Source organism: Spirulina sp. LEGE 11439, assembly GCF_059821285.1.
Window position 1 is genome coordinate 1 of sequence record NZ_JCAMRX010000040.1, and the last position, 16,904, is coordinate 16,904.

The window sequence follows — 16,904 nt, forward strand, 5'->3', positions numbered from 1 at the left end:
GCAGACTCTTATATTCAAACCCATCAACCTCTGTTTTTTGCCTGTTTTCCACTCCTTTATCAAAATACTCTCAAGGGGATTATTTATTTAGAAGCTGAAGAAAAAATAGAGAAATTTTCCCAACAACAATTAAAAGCATTAAACTTCCTTTGCCTGCAAACTGCAATTAATCTCAATCGTATTGATTTATCCGATCGCGCTCTCGCCAGCAAAGCGAAAAATCAAGAACAGAAGGAACAATATACACAAACTTTAGCGGAACAACTTGCCGAAAGTCAAGCCGAATTGAAAGAAGCACAATTGCAACTTATCGATCGCGAAAAATTGGCAACATTAGGACTATTAACGGCAGGGGTTGCTCATGAAATTCGCAACCCGCTTAATTTTGTCACGAATTGTTCGGAAACATCGGAAGAAATTGTCGGAGAAATCTTAGAAAAGTTAGCTAAACAACGCGATCTCATCCCCGCAAAAGATTTTGCTTATTTTCAAGAAATGCTGGAAGACGTGAAAAATAATGCTGCGATCGTGCGCCAACAAGGACAGCGCGTTGAAGGTATTATTCATAGTATGATGCAGCACGCCCGTTCGGAAGAAATTGCTCGTCAGCCTACAGATATCAATCAATTACTCGATCGCGCCGCACAACTCGCCTATCACAGTCGGAAAGCCAGCAAACAAGGTATTTTTATTAATATCCGCAAAGAATATGATGATTCCTTGGACTTAATTGATATCTCAGAAGGAGATATGAGCCGTGCATTTATTAATTTAGTTGATAACGCCTGTTATGCCCTTGAAACTAAATATAAAACCGGAAACCTAGATGAAGAATCTCCCACGTTATGGTTAACAACTTACAATCGAGAAACAACAATTGTCATCTGTATTCGCGATAACGGTGAAGGCATCCCTCTCAAAATCAAAGAAAAACTATTTACTCCCTTTTTTACAACCAAACCGATTGGAGAGGGAACGGGTTTGGGATTATTTCTCACGCGCAATATTGTCATTGAACAACATCAGGGAAAACTAGAAGTAGAAAGCGAACTTGGCAAGTATACTGAATTTATGATTACTTTACCCAAACAGCAGTGAACTAAGGGCTAGAATTCAATAAATCAACTTGACGCAGAGGAAACTGATAAATAATTGCCCCGGCTTCTGTTGTTTGAAAATAGGCATTAAGTTCATTTGCTTTGCGATCGAGATATATTTTTGCTTCCTCCAAAGGAATTTTCGCCACAGTAGCCCATTCGATTTCAGTAATCTTTCCTTGTTGTTCCTGAAGCAATGCGAGAAAAAGTTGTTCTTGCTGAAGGAACAGAATCTTTTGCTTCTGACTATGTTGGCTTTGCAAATGCCAAATTAAACTGCCTCCTAACGCAACTTGTGGCAGTCCAAATAACATCAATGCAGCAAAAGCACCTTCCTTATCCTCAGAAGACGTTTCCGGATTAATCATATCCGCAATCATCACAACGGATAGTCCGATACCCAATGTCAAACAGATTCCCGCTACAATTTTTTTCAGGGTTTTCATCTCTCGAACCTCGAACTAGACGCTACTAATTGTCGCGCAGAATTTCTGCAAATGCCAAGGCGATCGACTTGGCATTTACTTCAATACTAGCGAAACATAAAGAAAATCTAAACAATGTGGTATAGTTAATAAAATGGGGCGATCGCATATCGAAGGGTGGATCCCTCATCATCAATATCTATTTAAAATCAAAATTTTTAGCCAAAATTTCTCTTTTTGAGATTGTTATTGAGATTGCTACGATCGCAATCTCGATAATTTCGGCGGTATCTTCTCTTATGAAACACGCTTACTCTGCAACAGTCGAGGCTTCCTTGCTTTCTCAAGAGAATTCTCGGAATGGTAATCGCCAATCATACCAAGCATTGGCAAAAGTTATCGATCGCATTCGGCGGTCCTTGGATATCGAGACGATTTTTAGTACCACCACTCGAGAAGTTCGTCAATTACTTGCTGCCGAACGAGTCGCCATTTTTCGTTTTAATGACGATTGGAGTGGAGAGTTTGTCGCCGAATCCCTCGCGCAGGGTTGGACTCCTCTGGTACAAAAGTCTCATCGATCTACCATTACAGATAGCTTTCTCCAAGAAAATCGCGGCGGACGGTATCGAGACAACGAAAGCGCGATTGTGAATGATATTTACTTAACGGGGTTTTCCTCCTGTCACCTCCAACTGCTGGAAAAACTCCAAGCTAGAGCCTATATCATCGTTCCCATTCTACAAGGGGAAACCCTCTGGGGCTTGCTAGCAGCTTATCAAAACTCCTCACCCCGTCACTGGCAGAACTACGAAGCCGAATTCCTCGCCCAAATTGGCGCTCATCTCGGTATTGCCCTGCAACAAGCTGAATATCTCAAACAAACCCGAGCGCAAACTGCTCAACTGGCGATCGCCGCCGAACGAGAAAAAGCCGCCCAACGCCATAAAACCCTTGTGGGGACTATCGATCGAATTCGTCGTTCCCTCGATATCGATACGATTTTCGAGACGACGACTCGTGAAGCCCTACAACTCCTTGAAAGCGAGCGGGTGGTTATTTATCACTTTAACCCCGATTGGAGCGGTCAGATCGTTGCTGAAGCGATCGCACCCGGTTGGACTCCGTTAATGAAAGACCGCGCTTTTATTGTCGATAGCGTTTTGCAACAAACCCAAGGCGGGCGTTATCGTCACAATCAAGTAACAGTGATTGACGATATTTATCAAACCACATATTCTCCCTGTCATATTCAACTCCTCGAACGCTTAGAAGCAAAAGCTTGCATTATCGTTCCGATTTTGCAGGGAGAGACGCTTTGGGGTTTGCTGGCAACCTATCAAAACTCCGCACCTCGCCACTGGCAGGAATATGAGGTCGATTTGCTGGCTCAAATCGGGAGTCAATTGGGCATTGCCCTCCAACAGGCAGAATTGTTAAAAACCACGCAAACTCAAGCCGACGAACTTTCCCGCACCCTGAAAGAATTGCAACAGACACAAACGCAGTTAATTCAGAGCGAAAAAATGGCGGGTTTGGGGCAGTTAGTGGCAGGAATTGCCCACGAAATTAACAATCCTGTTAATTTTATCTTTGGCAATCTCGTTCATGTCGAGGGGTATGCTCAAGATTTGATCGATTTGATCGGTGCTTATAACAAAGCCAATCCCATTCCTAACCCAGAAGTCGGTCAAAAAATTGATGATATCGATCTCGATTTTGTACGAGAAGATTTGCCCAAAATCATTGAATCAATGCGAATGGGGAGCGATCGCATTCGGAAAATAGTTCTTTCTTTGCGAACCTTCTCTCGACTCGATGAGGCAGAAATTAAAGCCGTCGATCTTCACGAAGGCTTGGATAGTACGCTCTTAATTTTACAACATCGTTGGAAAGTTCATGGCGATCGCCATGTCGTTCAACTGGTTAAAGACTATGGGAATTTACCCTTAGTCGAGTGCTATCCGGCTCCTCTCAATCAAGTGTTCATGAATCTTCTCGCCAACGCTCTCGATGCCATTGAGGAACGCTATGAGGAGGAAGCTCGGGGGGAAATTCCTACGATTTGGGTTCGCACCGCTCGAGCAGGCGATCGCATTCAGATTGAAATTGCCGATAATGGAACCGGAATTCACGAAGAAACGCGATCGCGAATTTTCGATCCCTTTTTTACCACTAAAAAAATTGGTAAAGGAACGGGTTTGGGGCTTTCCATTAGCTATCAAATTATTGTCGAAAAACACGGCGGTCAACTGGAATGTTTTTCCCAAGTGGGTGAAGGCACTCAATTTCGTATTTCTATTCCCATTCTGCGCTCTGAAGAGTTTTAGAGTTTACGGGGTGACAAGGGAGCTACAAAGTAGAGAGAATAAAAATAGAGCGTGTCGTTCAAAGAATTTTAATCCTCTAAATGTCAAGAATGATAGCTTTTACAAAACATTATTGACAAGTATTAAGACTGAGAATCCGGCAATTGAGCGATCGCTTTATCATTTCTAAGTTTCGGTCAATCTCGGAATCAATTGAGCCAAATTACGGAGACTGGGTTCACTGACTGACTATAGGCAAATTATTGTAATGATAATCATTATCAGTATATTATAAATTGATAATCATTATCGAAATATTCGGAAACGAATTCACTCAAAAAAATGACTCTTCTAAACTTCACCCTATCCGATGCTCTGCCATCCTTACCTAAAAGTGGAATGCCCGTAACGATAATTACTGGTTTCTTAGGGAGTGGAAAAACCACCTTACTCAATCAAATTTTACAGAATAAAGATAAGCTGATAATAGCCGTATTGGTCAATGAATTTGGTGATATTAATATTGACGAACAACTCCTCATCTCAGAGAAATCAGATATAGTAGAACTCGATAATGGTTGTATCTGCTGTACCATTAATGACAGTTTAGTCGATGCGGTTTATCGAATTTTAGAACGAGAAGAAAAAGTAGATTATTTAGTCATTGAGACCACGGGATTAGCCGAGCCGTTACCGATTATTTTGACTTTTCTGAGTCCAGAATTAAAGTTTTTAACTCGTCTTGATGCGGTCATTACAGTTGTAGATGCAGCCAGTTTTGATGTTAAACATTTTGATAGTGAAGCGGCTTTAAGTCAAATCAGATACGGTGACATAGTAATTTTAAATAAAATTGACTTGGCAACTGAAGAAAAAATTAGTGAGTTAAAGGTATTTATTGAAGATATTAAACCGGGATTTAGAATTTTACGCAGCGAATATGGAAAAGTACCTTTACCGCTAATTTTGGATATTGGTTTAACTCAAATAGATAATTATCAAGGTGAAATTTCTGACTTTCGACGGGACAAATCTGCGCTTAATAAGCATTTAGCTAACGATCGCTTTGATTTCGTTTCCTTTCAAAGCGATCGCCCGTTTGAAGTTGAGAAATTCCAGCATTTTTTAACCCAACAATTATCAAATAATATATTTCGTGCCAAAGGAATATTATGGTTTCAAGAAAGTCCTAACCGACATATTTTTCAACTGAGTGGACCTCGCTACGATCTACAAGCAGATGATTGGACGAGTCAATCCAAAAATGAACTTGTATTCATCGGGCGTAATCTGAATGAGTCTTTAATTAAACAACAGCTTAATGCGTGTTTGGCAGAGTTAGATGACTGAAGGAAAGTGACTCCTTCCGAGAAAAAATAAAATTCTTGCAGAGTAAGCTCTCAAATCATTGGAGAGTTGCATTGGTAGGGATATAAACTCGATACAAGGTGAAAATTTAGATCCTGTAACTGTTGAAGAGACAATCAGTCAATTGATTCAACAAGGAGAAATAGACTTAAACTCGATCTTTGAGATCGAGATTCCCGCGATTGCAGTCCGAACTCTAGCCAATTTAGGGACTGAAATTGCTGTAGAATAATTTTGTCACCTATTGAGTTCTGACGACTCGAGAAGAAAATGCGAGTATTAAGGTCTTATATCATAGGAATAACTTTCGGATCTGTTGCGATCGTTACTATTTCTCCAATATCTGTGCAATCTTTCGAGCCGACATCGCCAGAAAAATCTGATTTTCACATGATTTTTTTGAATAGTTTTCCATCAGAAACAGATACAAAAAAAGAGGCTTTAACATTATTTGATCTTGCATTAGAACGCTGGGAAAAAATTGAGGGAAATTACAAATCGATCGAAACACTCTCTTATATTGCTACTCAGTTAGCAAAAGCTGGTTTTACAGATCGTGCTAAAATTGTTTTCGATCGTGCGTTGAAATTAAGCAAGTACAAACAAGAAGGTTTTTACAATAACCAATATCGGCAAGATGGATTGTTGCGAGATGTCGTCACAAGTATGGTACAAACAGGATTTTACGATCGCGCTTTAGAAGAGGCTCGTAAGATCGCATCTCCTCTCGCTCGTGCTGAAGCCCTGCATGAAATTGCAAAAGTTTTTATCGACCGAAATAATTTAGAATCGGCTCGAGAGATTCTTCTTGAGGCTGCTCGCGCTGCCAAAGCAGAAGAAGAATTTCATGGTTCTTTATCTAATGGTTCTTGCCATAGTCCAAAGCATCTTCTTCTGTCTCAAATTGCCCAAAATCTCAGTCGTATATTTGAGTTACAATCTGCTCTAAATATTGCAAAAGACTTAAGGAATTGTTATGGAATGTCTGAACCCTATCTAGCTGTTGCGTATTATAAAACTGATGCTTTTGAAGAAATTATAGAGAAGTCCGAACGAGTTGAAGAAGTTCGAGAAATATGGATAGCTTCACAAGAAATATCACATAAAATTGATGTTATTGAAGCTCCGCCAATATGGAGTATGATTTCTCATAAATTGTTAGAAATGGGAGAGTATAATTTTGCAATTCTGATTGCTCGGAAGTTAACCGATCCTTTTCAGATTCCCGATCGCCGAAATTCAACACCTAAAGAAATATTTATCGAGGATTCCCTTCAAACAAGCTACTTACAAAATATTGCTACAGCTTTAGTGAAAAATGGTGAATTTGAACGAGCAAAACAACTCATACAACTCATCCCTAAAGATGACATAGAAAAATCGAATACATTGATTGAAGTGGCAATCGCTCAAAGAAGGCTTCTCGACGATACAACAGAAGAAGCGATCGCTAGATTTTTAACTTTATTGCCTTATCAAACATTATGTACTATTTCCAGTCTATGTGAAGAATTTATTCTACATCTAATGGCAATTGATAAAGAAGAACAAGCAATACAAGTTTTCAATGCTATTTCCGAATACCAGCAACCGTGGTCTTTATTTAATATTAGAACTCATTTTGCTAAAGAAGGAAAAATTGACCAAGCTCTGAACTTTTGGGACGATCGCACGAGTTTGCGAGATCATTATTCGGGTTTAAGTACCAAAGTATGGGAAGTAATATTATCGAACGCGACACGACCTGAGAAGATTGATAAGATTCTAGATTTTTGGAGCGATCGCACGGGTTTGACTGGTAAATTATGGGCAGATATCTTAGCGAAAATAACCCGACTCGATCGCGTTGAAGAAGCGTTAGAAATTGCTAAAAAACATGAATTGGGGCAGGATTTTATTCGTGGAAGAATTGGAATTCAATTGATTAAACTTGGCGAGATCGAACGCGGATATCATTTAGTCGATGCGATCGAGTCAAGAAAATCAACAGAAGGTCATGTATATGAAAACACTTTCAAAGTGGGGCTTGTGAAAGAGGCGATTGCTTTGCTCGTCCAACAAGATGAAAGCGAAAAAGCCCTAGAGTTGCTACAAAATACAGAATCTACCGCGATCGATGAGGCAAAATTATTAGCAGATTTTGGCTTTCATGTTGCCAGAAAACAATAATCTCTTCAATTCACGTGCCGTTAACCCAAAATTTGTCCTAATAAAGGACTGTTTTGAATTGTACGGCATTGCGTTCGCTTCCCGGAGAATAAAGCACGTAACTTGCTTCACCCAGTTTCCTGCCCACATTTCCCACGCCGATCGCTTGTCGGGGTTGAGATTGGATGGTTTCTGGGGATTGCTGACCGCCCAAGGTGGTGACAGTCGTACTCAGGGTAGTGGTTTCTAACTGGTACTCAAATGCAAGACCGGAACGACCGCAAAATAAGCTATTCACTCCCATGCGTTGCAAACGGTCTAACATGAGCCACGGGGGAGTGTTGGGACTGAGTTCTTCACTGGCACTGACGCTACTGCCGTGAATCAGCAAACAATCCAACTCGACAAACCCAAAGTTCAGACTGCGTAACCATTGTACGCGATCGCGGGAGACAGAATCCCAGAGTTGCGCGATCGCGTCACTGCCATAGCGTTCGCGCAATTCTACCGGATCGCTACTCGTCCCAACTGCGTGCAAGGCAAAACATTGTTCTTCCCACCAACCCGTGCAAACTTGGGGTTCGAGGTCTCCCGGTTTGGGGGAACGCAAGCGATCGATTGTTGCGTTATTATTGGAACCCAATCCGATCGCGTCCCCCAGCACATACAACGCTTCCACCGCAGTCTGCCGCTTCAGATCGGCTAAAACTGCTTCATAGGCCGTTAAATTCCCCTCAATTCCACTTAAAATTGCCCACATTATTCTGATTGAATTCTAAAAACTAGGATTATGACAAATTAAACTCATAAACTCTTGACGAGTTTTTGCATCTTCTGCAAAAATTCCCCGCACTGCACTACTAGAAGTCCACGATCTCGGTTTCTGAACCCCTCGCATCACCATACACATATGACTCGCTTCAATGACGACTGCAACTCCTTTCGGTTGTAAAAGTCCTTGCAAAGCATCCGCAATTTGTGATGTTAAGCGTTCTTGAACTTGTAAGCGTCGTCCATACATCTCACAAATTCGCGCAATTTTTGATAAACCAATGACCTTCCCATCAGGAATATACGCAACATGAGCGCGACCTATAATCGGTAAAATATGGTGTTCGCAGGAACTAAATAAATCAATATCTCGTACCAACACCATTTCATTGGCATCTTCGTGAAAAACTGCTCCATTCAGCAATTCATCTAAAGATTGATGATAACCAGAGGTCAAGAATTTCAGGGCTTTAACGACTCGTTTTGGCGTATCTTTTAATCCTTCACGATCTGGATTTTCTCCCAATCCTAAAAGTAAAGTGCGAACGGCTTGACGCATTTCTTCTTCAGAGACAATAGGTTGAAGCTCAGTGTTTAAAGAAGGAGGGAAAGTGTTAGATTTTTCTTCAGGATTTTGTTCGGATTCTCGTTGGGTTAAAAAAGTCATGCGTTTGAAGTAAGAAAAACAAGGAATAGAAAAAACTTCTGTAAAGAAATATAACATATATTGTTTTACAGAAACAAGAAACCGAGTAGAAATTATTAGGTTTGATTGATTTTGGGTGAGACAAAATATCCTCTTATCGTTCGCAGACATGGGTGGCATCTTTGTCCTTTTCAGCAGCAGAAGTCTGGAGACAATCTTCGAGTTGTTGATAAAGTTCTTGTGTATCAATATGACGGCCAATTAAAACTAATTGATTTGTTGGCTTTTCTAGCCAATCTTCGGCTTTTAGGTCATATCTTCCCCCACTGAGTTGAAAGATATAACGAGTTTCTGGAGTATCAGAAAACCAAAGAATCCCTTTGCCACGAAATATTTCCGTTGACATTCGATTTAAAACTTTCTCAAATTGACTGACATCAAAAGGGCGATCGCTTTGAAAAGACATGGACATAAATTCATCATTTTCTAAGTGATGAGAATGGTGATGATGCTCGCGATCGCCTTGTCTTTGATAGCGATCGGGTTGCGTTAATCCGACATCTAAAATAAGCGGTAAAGGGACTTTTCCGTATTGACTGCGAAGGATTCTCGCTCTATTTTTGACCGTTTGAATATATTGTTCTAATTCTTCAACTTTTTTCTCTGTCGCTAAGTCTGTTTTATTAAGGAGGACAATATCGCTCAGAGCAACCTGTTGTAAAGCAGCTTCACTATCAAAGCAATCGAGGGTAAAAGTTTCTGAGTCAACTACTGCAATAATCGAATCCAAGTGCGTTAAATAGCGCAAATCAGACCCTACAAAAGTCAAAATAATCGGCAATGGATCGGCAATTCCAGTGGTTTCAATAATCAAATAATCAATGGGTGTATCGCGCTCTAAAATGCTATAAACCGCATCGATTAACCCCTCATTAATGGTACAGCAAATACAACCATTACTTAATTCTATCATGTCTCGATCGACAGAAACAAGTAATTGAGAATCAATATTAATATCTCCAAACTCATTCACCAAGACTGCAATTTTTAAATCGCGATCGTTTTGTAAAATGTGATTGAGTAGTGTTGTTTTACCACTCCCTAAAAAACCCGTAATAATTGTAATGGGTAGTCCTCGTTTGGGAACTTCAACTTGATTAGACATCATCTTTTTTTGGATAAACTCTAGTACATTTAATTTCTTTGAGAGAGATAAAATTCTTCTTTATCGTTCGCAGACATGACTCGCATCTTCGGCCTTTTCAGCAAACTCTAACCCCTTTGCCAAACGCCAAGCAAAAATAGCGGGCAATCCCTTATCTAGAATCGCCGCACAAGTTTTTTGATAGTCGTATTCTACTTCCCGTAAATTCACCGCTTGGGAGTCCGTATCATAAAGAACATAGGTTGCATTTGGTCGTCCGTGACGGGGTTCTCCCACCGACCCGACATTAATAATCCGTTTCAATGGCGCACTAAAAGTCAATTCTCGAACTTCTTCTGTTGCGGGTTGTTTCACCTTGACTTGTAAAGTTTCACTGTCGAGGGTTCGGGCATAGGGAATATGAGTATGGCCGCAAAATAAAACATCGGTTTCTGTGGCTAAAACCCGTTCTAAGGCAGCAAAAGCATTCATTTCCGGCAATAAATACTCGTGGTTGCTGTGGGGAGAACCATGAACAAAACAGAGATTATCTTCTTTGAAAGTTAAAGGCAATTGCGCTAAATATTCGCGGGTTTCTGGGTGAACTTCTTGGTTCGTCCATTCATGCGCTAAATATCCTCGTCGTTCCGCAATGAGAGAGGGATAGCTACATTCACAAGCATTTAATCCTTCCACAATATCTTCATCCCAACACCCTTGAACCGTGGGAATATCTAAAGACCGAATTTGTTCGACGACTGCATTGGGAAAGGGCCCGTAACCGACGAGATCGCCGAGACAATAAATTTTGTCCGCTTTGTGGCGATCGATATCCCGTAAAACTGCATCCAAGGCTTCATAATTGCCGTGAATGCAAGACATAACTGCAATTTTCATACCACTGTTACCTCCGGTTCTCGGTCGAGAGATGCTCTGATTTGCTGTTGATAATAGTTGAGTTGTTCGTCTGAGAGACAACAATCTTCGAGGGTTTGGACGATCGCATCGCGTTGCAAGCGATTCTCCTCTGGAGACGCTGCGCGATCGCCGCAAATTTCTAATCCACTCAACCGTTGGGGACGACCATCCAGCCATTGCGGCCACTCTAAGGCAGGAAATTCGTCATTCCTTCGACCCCGGACAAAATCTCCGTAAACGGCTTCACCGCTAGCAATTTCTACAATACCTTTAGCCCGGATTGTTTCACCATAGGCTCCTTGAAGGAGTTCGTACCAAAAGACGGCTAAACTGTCAAAATCAAAGACTTTGCCGTTGAGTTGAATGCGATGAATTTGGGGGGGATGCTGATGGAAGTCTGGGGAGAGAGTGAGGGAGTTTCCTGCGTGAATGCGATCGGCCCAATTGTGCCAAGGGGTTTCTGGGCTATTGGGAGGGAGAATCGCGATGCGATCGCACTCAGCGCGTTGCAATAAGGGTTCGATTCCCCCTAAGTCCAAGTACCAAGGCAATTCTAGATAAACAATTCCCTCAAACAGAGCGAACACTTGCGTTTCTAGTTCAGAGGGTAACATTTTCAGGTTCGGAAATTCCGTCCCGAGCCATGTTGCATCAAGGGGTAGAGTTTCCGTCTTAGGACTCAAGTAACAGGCGTTTTGGGGGTTATTTTGGCGAAGATGTCGAGCAATCCAATGGGTTTTACCTACCCCTGGGGGGCCGCTGACAGCAACAATCATAGGCAAATAGAATGATAATCATTATCATTGTAACCCAAAAGTCGAAAGGTAAGGTTCATCTTTTTAACAAAAATGAAAGTTCAGGTAAACTAATAACAATCCATTGAGGAGGCCGTCGCATGAGTAACATCGAACCGAAAAGCGATCGCCAGCTATTCCAAGACATTCGCCAACTCATCGACGCAGCCAAACAACGCGCCGCCATTGCCGTCAACGCCGAACTCACTCTACTTTACTGGCAAGTGGGCGATCGCATTCACAACCAAATTTTGCGAGGCGATCGCGCTGAATACGGCAAGCAAATCATCAATACACTTTCCCAACAACTCACGCGAACCTACGGGAAAGGATGGGGAGCCAGACAATTGCATCATTGCGTCCATTTTGCTACAACTTTCCCTGACTTGGAGAAAGTGAACGCACTGCGTTCAAAATTGACATGGACGCATCTCCGCACTCTCAGCAAAATCGAAGATCCCCTCAAACGGGATTTTTATATCGAAATCGCCCAACTGGAAAACTGGAGTACCCGCCAACTGCAAAACCGGATCGACTCCATGTTATTTGAACGTACCGCCCTTTCCCGCAAACCTGAAAGCACCATTCGCCACGATTTGGGTCGCCTGCGCCAAGAGAACGAAATCTCCCCAGATTTACTCCTGAAAGACCCCTATATTTTGGACTTCTTGCAACTGAACGATCGCTATCTCGAAAAAGACCTCGAAGATGCTATCCTGCGAGACATCGAACAATTTCTCCTCGAATTGGGAGCAGGATTCACCTTTGTTGCCAGACAAAAACACTTGCAAATCGATGGCGACGACTTTTATCTCGATCTCCTCTTCTACAACCGCAAACTCAAGCGCCTTGTCGCGATTGACCTCAAACTCGGCAACTTTGAACCGGGCTACAAAGGACAAATGGAATTATACCTGCGTTGGCTGGCCAAATACGAACGAGAACCCGACGAGAATCCCCCTCTCGGTATTATTCTTTGTGCGGGCAAAAAACAAGAGCAGATCGAACTGCTAGAGTTAGATCGAAGCGGCATTCACGTTGCCGAATATCTCACAATTTTGCCCCCCAAAGAAATCTTACAAGCACGGCTGCAACAAGCGATCGCGGATGCCCGACAGCGACTTGCCATTGAGGAGGAATCACAATGAACGAAGCAGAAACCCATGTTTCATGTACGGGTTTCTCCTTCGACGATTTTAATCTCTTCTTCGCTGAGTCCGTAGAGGTCGTAAACCAAGCGATCGATTTCTTTTTCTAATGGGGTTGTGTCGGTTTGAGAGTCAGCTTTTTTCGCTTCGAGAATGCGATCGACTAACTCTATAAATGGTTTTTGTGAATTTTTATTGATGATTTTAATTGGTAAATTTTTAAAATATTGTTTTGTGCAAGTAATATAACCACTGCGAAACTTATTACTTTCTTTATATAGTAGAAAAAATAATAAATTTGAGTTCAAAAGAGCTAATAGGAAGTTTTTATCAATTGATCTATTTCCAATGGAAATACTAAATCCTCCGCCTGCCATTAGAGTGTAAATATCATCTTTAGGGGTTAAGGTAAATAAACCTTTATCAGCAAGTAATGGAATTAGTATATCAGAAACACCATGATTTTTTAGGCTTCTAGATGCACTATAAGCGTACCATACTTTAGATTGCTTTCTTTCTTGAAGTTTTTCTTTGTTTTTTAATAGATATTCATATGCTTTTGGATATTTTTGTTTTATTTCAATTTCTTCAAAAAGATCATATTGTTTTGAATTAATATCATAAAGGAATATCAAATATTTTTCTGTCTTTCCTTTAAAAATATATCTGTTAAAATCTGTCGCATAGATCGGTCTTACCAAAAGATCTGATTCTATGTCAAGATTTTCTCCATATCCATTTATGAAGGTATCATTTTTATACGTTAAAACAAATATCTTATCATTCCCCGTACTTGAGCCTCGAGAAATTGCACATGGAATGTCTTGTAAACAGATAGATTGAGTTTTAAGTTTCTGAATTAATTGTGATATTTTATCATTGCTATATGTCCATGTTTTTGAATATACTTCTGAATATGTAACAGAGTTTTTGGGATAATCTATTTCTAGTATTTTTGATGGTTCAATTTTGTAAGTATTAAATAATGATTTCTTTAAGTTGTTCAGGAATATTATACAGGTATAATTTGTGGCTGTATCAAAAACTTGATGATGTTCAAAATCAATAATATCTGAAATTAAACTTTTCTCTATTAAATAATCTCTAATACTTTTACCATAATTGGTAGTTAAAAATTTACTTGGTAAAATCAAGGATACATTTGAGTTATTATTTGTGATTAAGTCAGCCAATTCTATAAAAATCACATAAATGTCAAAATTACCAGACTTGGTTGACTGAAAACTTGCTTTATAATGATCGGCTGATTTCTTATCAATTCTTTTTAAATTTTGAAAGGATACATAAGGAGGATTCCCTATAACCACATCAAACCCAATAAAAGTCCCCTCATTATCCAAAACTTCAGGAAACTCAAAACGCCACTCAAATGAATGATTGTAAATCTTCCCACTTTCTATCTCTTCAATCTCAACTTTTAACTTATCAATCTCATTCTTTAACTTAGCAATCTTTTTCTCTCGTGCTTTTTTCTCCGTCTTCGTTTCCTCAAATAAAGATAACTGATTCTCCAAATGATTCACCTCCGACTCTAAATTTCTCAGCCTTTTCTTTTTCGGATCGCGTTCAAACAAAGATTGACGAAAATTCCCTTTAATCTCCGCGATCAATTCTTCCATCTCCCGCTTTTGTGCCTTATTTTCCGCATTGCGATAAGTTTGCACTGCATTGCGATAGGTTTCGATATCCGACTGACTTTTCCGCAATGCTAACTGCAAATCTGCATCCAACGTAAAACGACTAATCAAAGAATTCCCGCACTTAATATTAATATCAATATTCGGTAACGTTTCCAACTTCTTGTAATTGCTATCCCGACGATAATAAGCATTTTTCAACAACTCGATCCACAACCGCAAGCGACAGATCTTCACCGAATTAACATTAATATCCACCCCAAACAAACACCCTTCGATAATTGTTTGTTTCTCGTGAAACAAAGTCTCCTGAATGCGCTGACTCTCCTTATTCTTGGGATTGTATTCAAACAACTTCCCATCATCATCCGTCACGATTAACTCATCATTGCTTACCTCAATCTGATAATCTCGTAACGTTTTCCCCTCGCGATCGCGCAATATCTTCAACTCGCTTTTAATCGCAATCATTTCATTCAAAGCAGACACCAAAAAATGTCCCGATCCCACCGCAGGATCGCAGATTTTTAGAGAATTTACAATTGCATTCGCTTCCCCCTTATCCTCAATGCGATCGTATAATTGCGCCAAATTTTGACAATTCCAACCCTTCATCTCATTAAACTTTTGTACCACAGCACGGCGAATCGTTTCCCGACACATATACATCGTAATAAACCCGGGCGTAAAGAAAGAACCATCCTTATAACCATTAATTTTCTCAAAAATCAAACCCAACACCGCCGCATTAATTAAGGTTTTTCTCTCTTCCTGAATTTCCTCCGATCCCTCACTGCTAAAATCATAAGCATTGAGAAACTGAAATAAATATTCCAGCGCATTCATTTCTCCCGATCGCCGCTTTCCCTGACTATCTTTTAACACCGTTACCGAAAAAAGCGATAATTTTTCATTCCGAAGATTGCCCATAACAATTGTCTCTTGTTCCAAGTCCGTCGGTTCAAACAAAGAACTATTCAAATAAGGAACATTAGCAAAAATTGTTTTAATTTCTCCCTGTCTTTCTTCATCCTTTCTTGCCAAAACGCTAAAAAATAAACGATTGAGATCGTCATAATTTTTCACTTTCTCCAAATTCAAAAAAGCATAGGCGCGATCGCCTTGATGATAGGCAATTAATTGCGCCTCCAACAACTTCAAAAAGAGAATGCGATTCACCCAAGTAATTACCAATTCCAACCCCACATTAAACAGTTGTTCCTCATCACTCTCCCCAAAGCGATCGCGATCCTGCAAGCGAGCAATTTTATCCAAACTATCCAACTGCACGATCGCATTTTCCAACAAAGAACCGATCTGGCGATCGCGATCCTTATTCCGTTGAATGAGTTTCTTGCTTCCTTGCTTGGTTTCCGTCAAACCAATAATATGCAATAACTCGCTATAAAATGCCCGATCCAAACTATTGCTATCATTGGTAAAAGGTAACTTTAACAGATGTTCCGGCGAAAAGATTTTAAACAGCGAAATTAACTCGCGATCGCTCTCTTCTCCCTCACTCCTTAAAATTGCTTCATAATCCCGCAAATCAAAATAGGTAAACGGAAGCTCTCCCGCCACTGCTTCAATCGCAGGACGCGCAATTTCTTGATAGAAAAACTCGGTTTTCCGTCCCGATAGTCTCCCCGCTTCAAAATCATTAAATTGCCGAACTAACGCTTTATTGCCTGCAAAATATAACTCAAAAATGCGAGCATCAAAAATAAACCATTCATAAATATTGGTCACAATCAGATGCCTGATTTCTAAATTATTGCCTTGAATGCGTTCCCGCAAAAAATATAACAGCAACTCTTGTAATGCTTTCGCATTGAGGCGATCGATGCGAATCATTTCCCCTTGATTGGTTGGCTTTTTCGCCTCCAAAATCGTCCCCACGCTGCTTTGTGCATCCTTATCATTATGAATGACCAGATCCGTGCGTCCTTTGGTATTAATAAAATAATTGGAATGATAATAAGTATCTCTGAGAAAATTAACCGCAAGATTTTTATGAAACTCTTCCGACTCGGCCTCATTAATATCATCTATCAATTGCAACAAATTGTGCTTAAATCGCTCGATCGTCTCGCGATCGGGTTTAACCTTCAGAAATGCTTTATTGAGTGCCTTTCTAGGAGAAATAGCGATCGAGTTCATCAGTTCTTTTTTTCCAGTCTGCAAATTCAGTCATATTTTTAGTATAGTCGCGATCGCCCGATAACAAATTCGCCGAGAACAGGCGACCGGAACTGCCAAAATCGCGACTTTAAAAACGACTTTGGCCAAGGTGCGATACTCTTTCACGGCCTTGGGAGTTCTGACATACCGAGGATAACAGGATTGGGGGTTTGAGTGATTTCCGAGTCACCTATTATGATAATGATTATCATTTTAGCTACCGCGAATGTGCGATCGGGAGAACGAATTTTAATTATCGGAGGGGGGTTAGCTTGCGATCGCATTGTTCCGGCGATC

The 16,904-nt window shown here is 40.5% G+C and carries 12 protein-coding genes; 5 read left to right on the forward strand and 7 right to left on the reverse strand.

The window, feature by feature from the left end; all coding sequences use genetic code 11:
* Positions 1 to 1,098 (forward strand): sensor histidine kinase (locus tag AC6RV6_RS21610; protein WP_500242952.1); only part of this gene is annotated, 1,098 nt, incomplete at its 5' end.
* 1 nt (position 1,099) lies between these two features.
* On the opposite strand, the gene AC6RV6_RS21615 is transcribed toward AC6RV6_RS21610, so the two are convergent.
* Complete coding sequence (locus AC6RV6_RS21615) at positions 1,100 to 1,543, reverse strand: hypothetical protein (RefSeq protein ID WP_500242953.1); 444 nt, start codon at positions 1,541 to 1,543, stop codon at positions 1,100 to 1,102.
* A 278-nt stretch (positions 1,544 to 1,821) separates the two neighbouring features.
* Here AC6RV6_RS21615 and AC6RV6_RS21620 point away from each other — a divergent pair, with 278 nt between their 5' ends.
* The 3 genes from AC6RV6_RS21620 (at position 1,822) to AC6RV6_RS21630 (ending at position 7,368) form a co-directional block, all read left to right on the forward strand.
* Positions 1,822 to 3,852, forward strand: coding sequence for a GAF domain-containing sensor histidine kinase (locus AC6RV6_RS21620; RefSeq protein WP_500242954.1), 2,031 nt, complete (start codon positions 1,822 to 1,824; stop codon positions 3,850 to 3,852).
* 321 nt (positions 3,853 to 4,173) lie between these two features.
* Positions 4,174 to 5,181 carry a CobW family GTP-binding protein gene (locus AC6RV6_RS21625; RefSeq protein ID WP_500242955.1) on the forward strand — a complete coding sequence of 336 codons (1,008 nt, stop codon included), beginning with the start codon at positions 4,174 to 4,176 and terminating at the stop codon, positions 5,179 to 5,181.
* Between the two features lie 288 nt (positions 5,182 to 5,469).
* Entirely contained in the window at positions 5,470 to 7,368 is a 1,899-nt protein-coding gene (locus AC6RV6_RS21630; protein ID WP_500242956.1) for a tetratricopeptide repeat protein, read from the forward strand.
* 37 nt (positions 7,369 to 7,405) lie between these two features.
* On the opposite strand, the gene AC6RV6_RS21635 is transcribed toward AC6RV6_RS21630, so the two are convergent.
* The 5 genes from AC6RV6_RS21635 to AC6RV6_RS21655 all read right to left on the reverse strand — a co-directional run bounded on the left by AC6RV6_RS21635 (position 7,406) and on the right by AC6RV6_RS21655 (position 11,602).
* Positions 7,406 to 8,107, reverse strand: a complete 702-nt coding sequence (locus AC6RV6_RS21635; protein WP_500242957.1) for a metallophosphoesterase family protein — start codon at positions 8,105 to 8,107, stop codon at positions 7,406 to 7,408.
* Positions 8,108 to 8,122: 15 nt separating this feature from the next.
* Entirely contained in the window at positions 8,123 to 8,785 is a 663-nt protein-coding gene (gene folE / locus AC6RV6_RS21640; RefSeq protein WP_500242958.1) for a GTP cyclohydrolase I FolE, read from the reverse strand.
* Positions 8,786 to 8,918: 133 nt separating this feature from the next.
* Positions 8,919 to 9,932 (reverse strand): CobW family GTP-binding protein, encoded by a 1,014-nt coding sequence (locus AC6RV6_RS21645; RefSeq protein ID WP_500242959.1) that lies wholly within the window; start codon positions 9,930 to 9,932, stop codon positions 8,919 to 8,921.
* 57 nt (positions 9,933 to 9,989) lie between these two features.
* Positions 9,990 to 10,805, reverse strand: coding sequence for a metallophosphoesterase family protein (locus AC6RV6_RS21650; RefSeq protein ID WP_500242960.1), 816 nt, complete (start codon positions 10,803 to 10,805; stop codon positions 9,990 to 9,992).
* Positions 10,802 to 11,602, reverse strand: a complete 801-nt coding sequence (locus AC6RV6_RS21655) for a CobW family GTP-binding protein (RefSeq protein WP_500242961.1) — start codon at positions 11,600 to 11,602, stop codon at positions 10,802 to 10,804. Before AC6RV6_RS21655 ends, AC6RV6_RS21650 begins: the two co-directional genes overlap by 4 nt.
* 119 nt (positions 11,603 to 11,721) lie before the next feature.
* On the opposite strand from AC6RV6_RS21655, the gene AC6RV6_RS21660 reads away from it, so the two are divergent.
* On the forward strand, positions 11,722 to 12,768 hold the full coding sequence (locus AC6RV6_RS21660) for a PDDEXK nuclease domain-containing protein (RefSeq protein WP_500242962.1): 1,047 nt from the start codon (positions 11,722 to 11,724) through the stop codon (positions 12,766 to 12,768).
* A gap of 20 nt (positions 12,769 to 12,788) precedes the next feature.
* Here AC6RV6_RS21660 and AC6RV6_RS21665 read toward each other — a convergent pair whose 3' ends face one another.
* Positions 12,789 to 16,586, reverse strand: a complete 3,798-nt coding sequence (locus AC6RV6_RS21665; protein WP_500242963.1) for a DUF7149 domain-containing protein — start codon at positions 16,584 to 16,586, stop codon at positions 12,789 to 12,791.
* Positions 16,587 to 16,904: the final 318 nt, after the last annotated feature.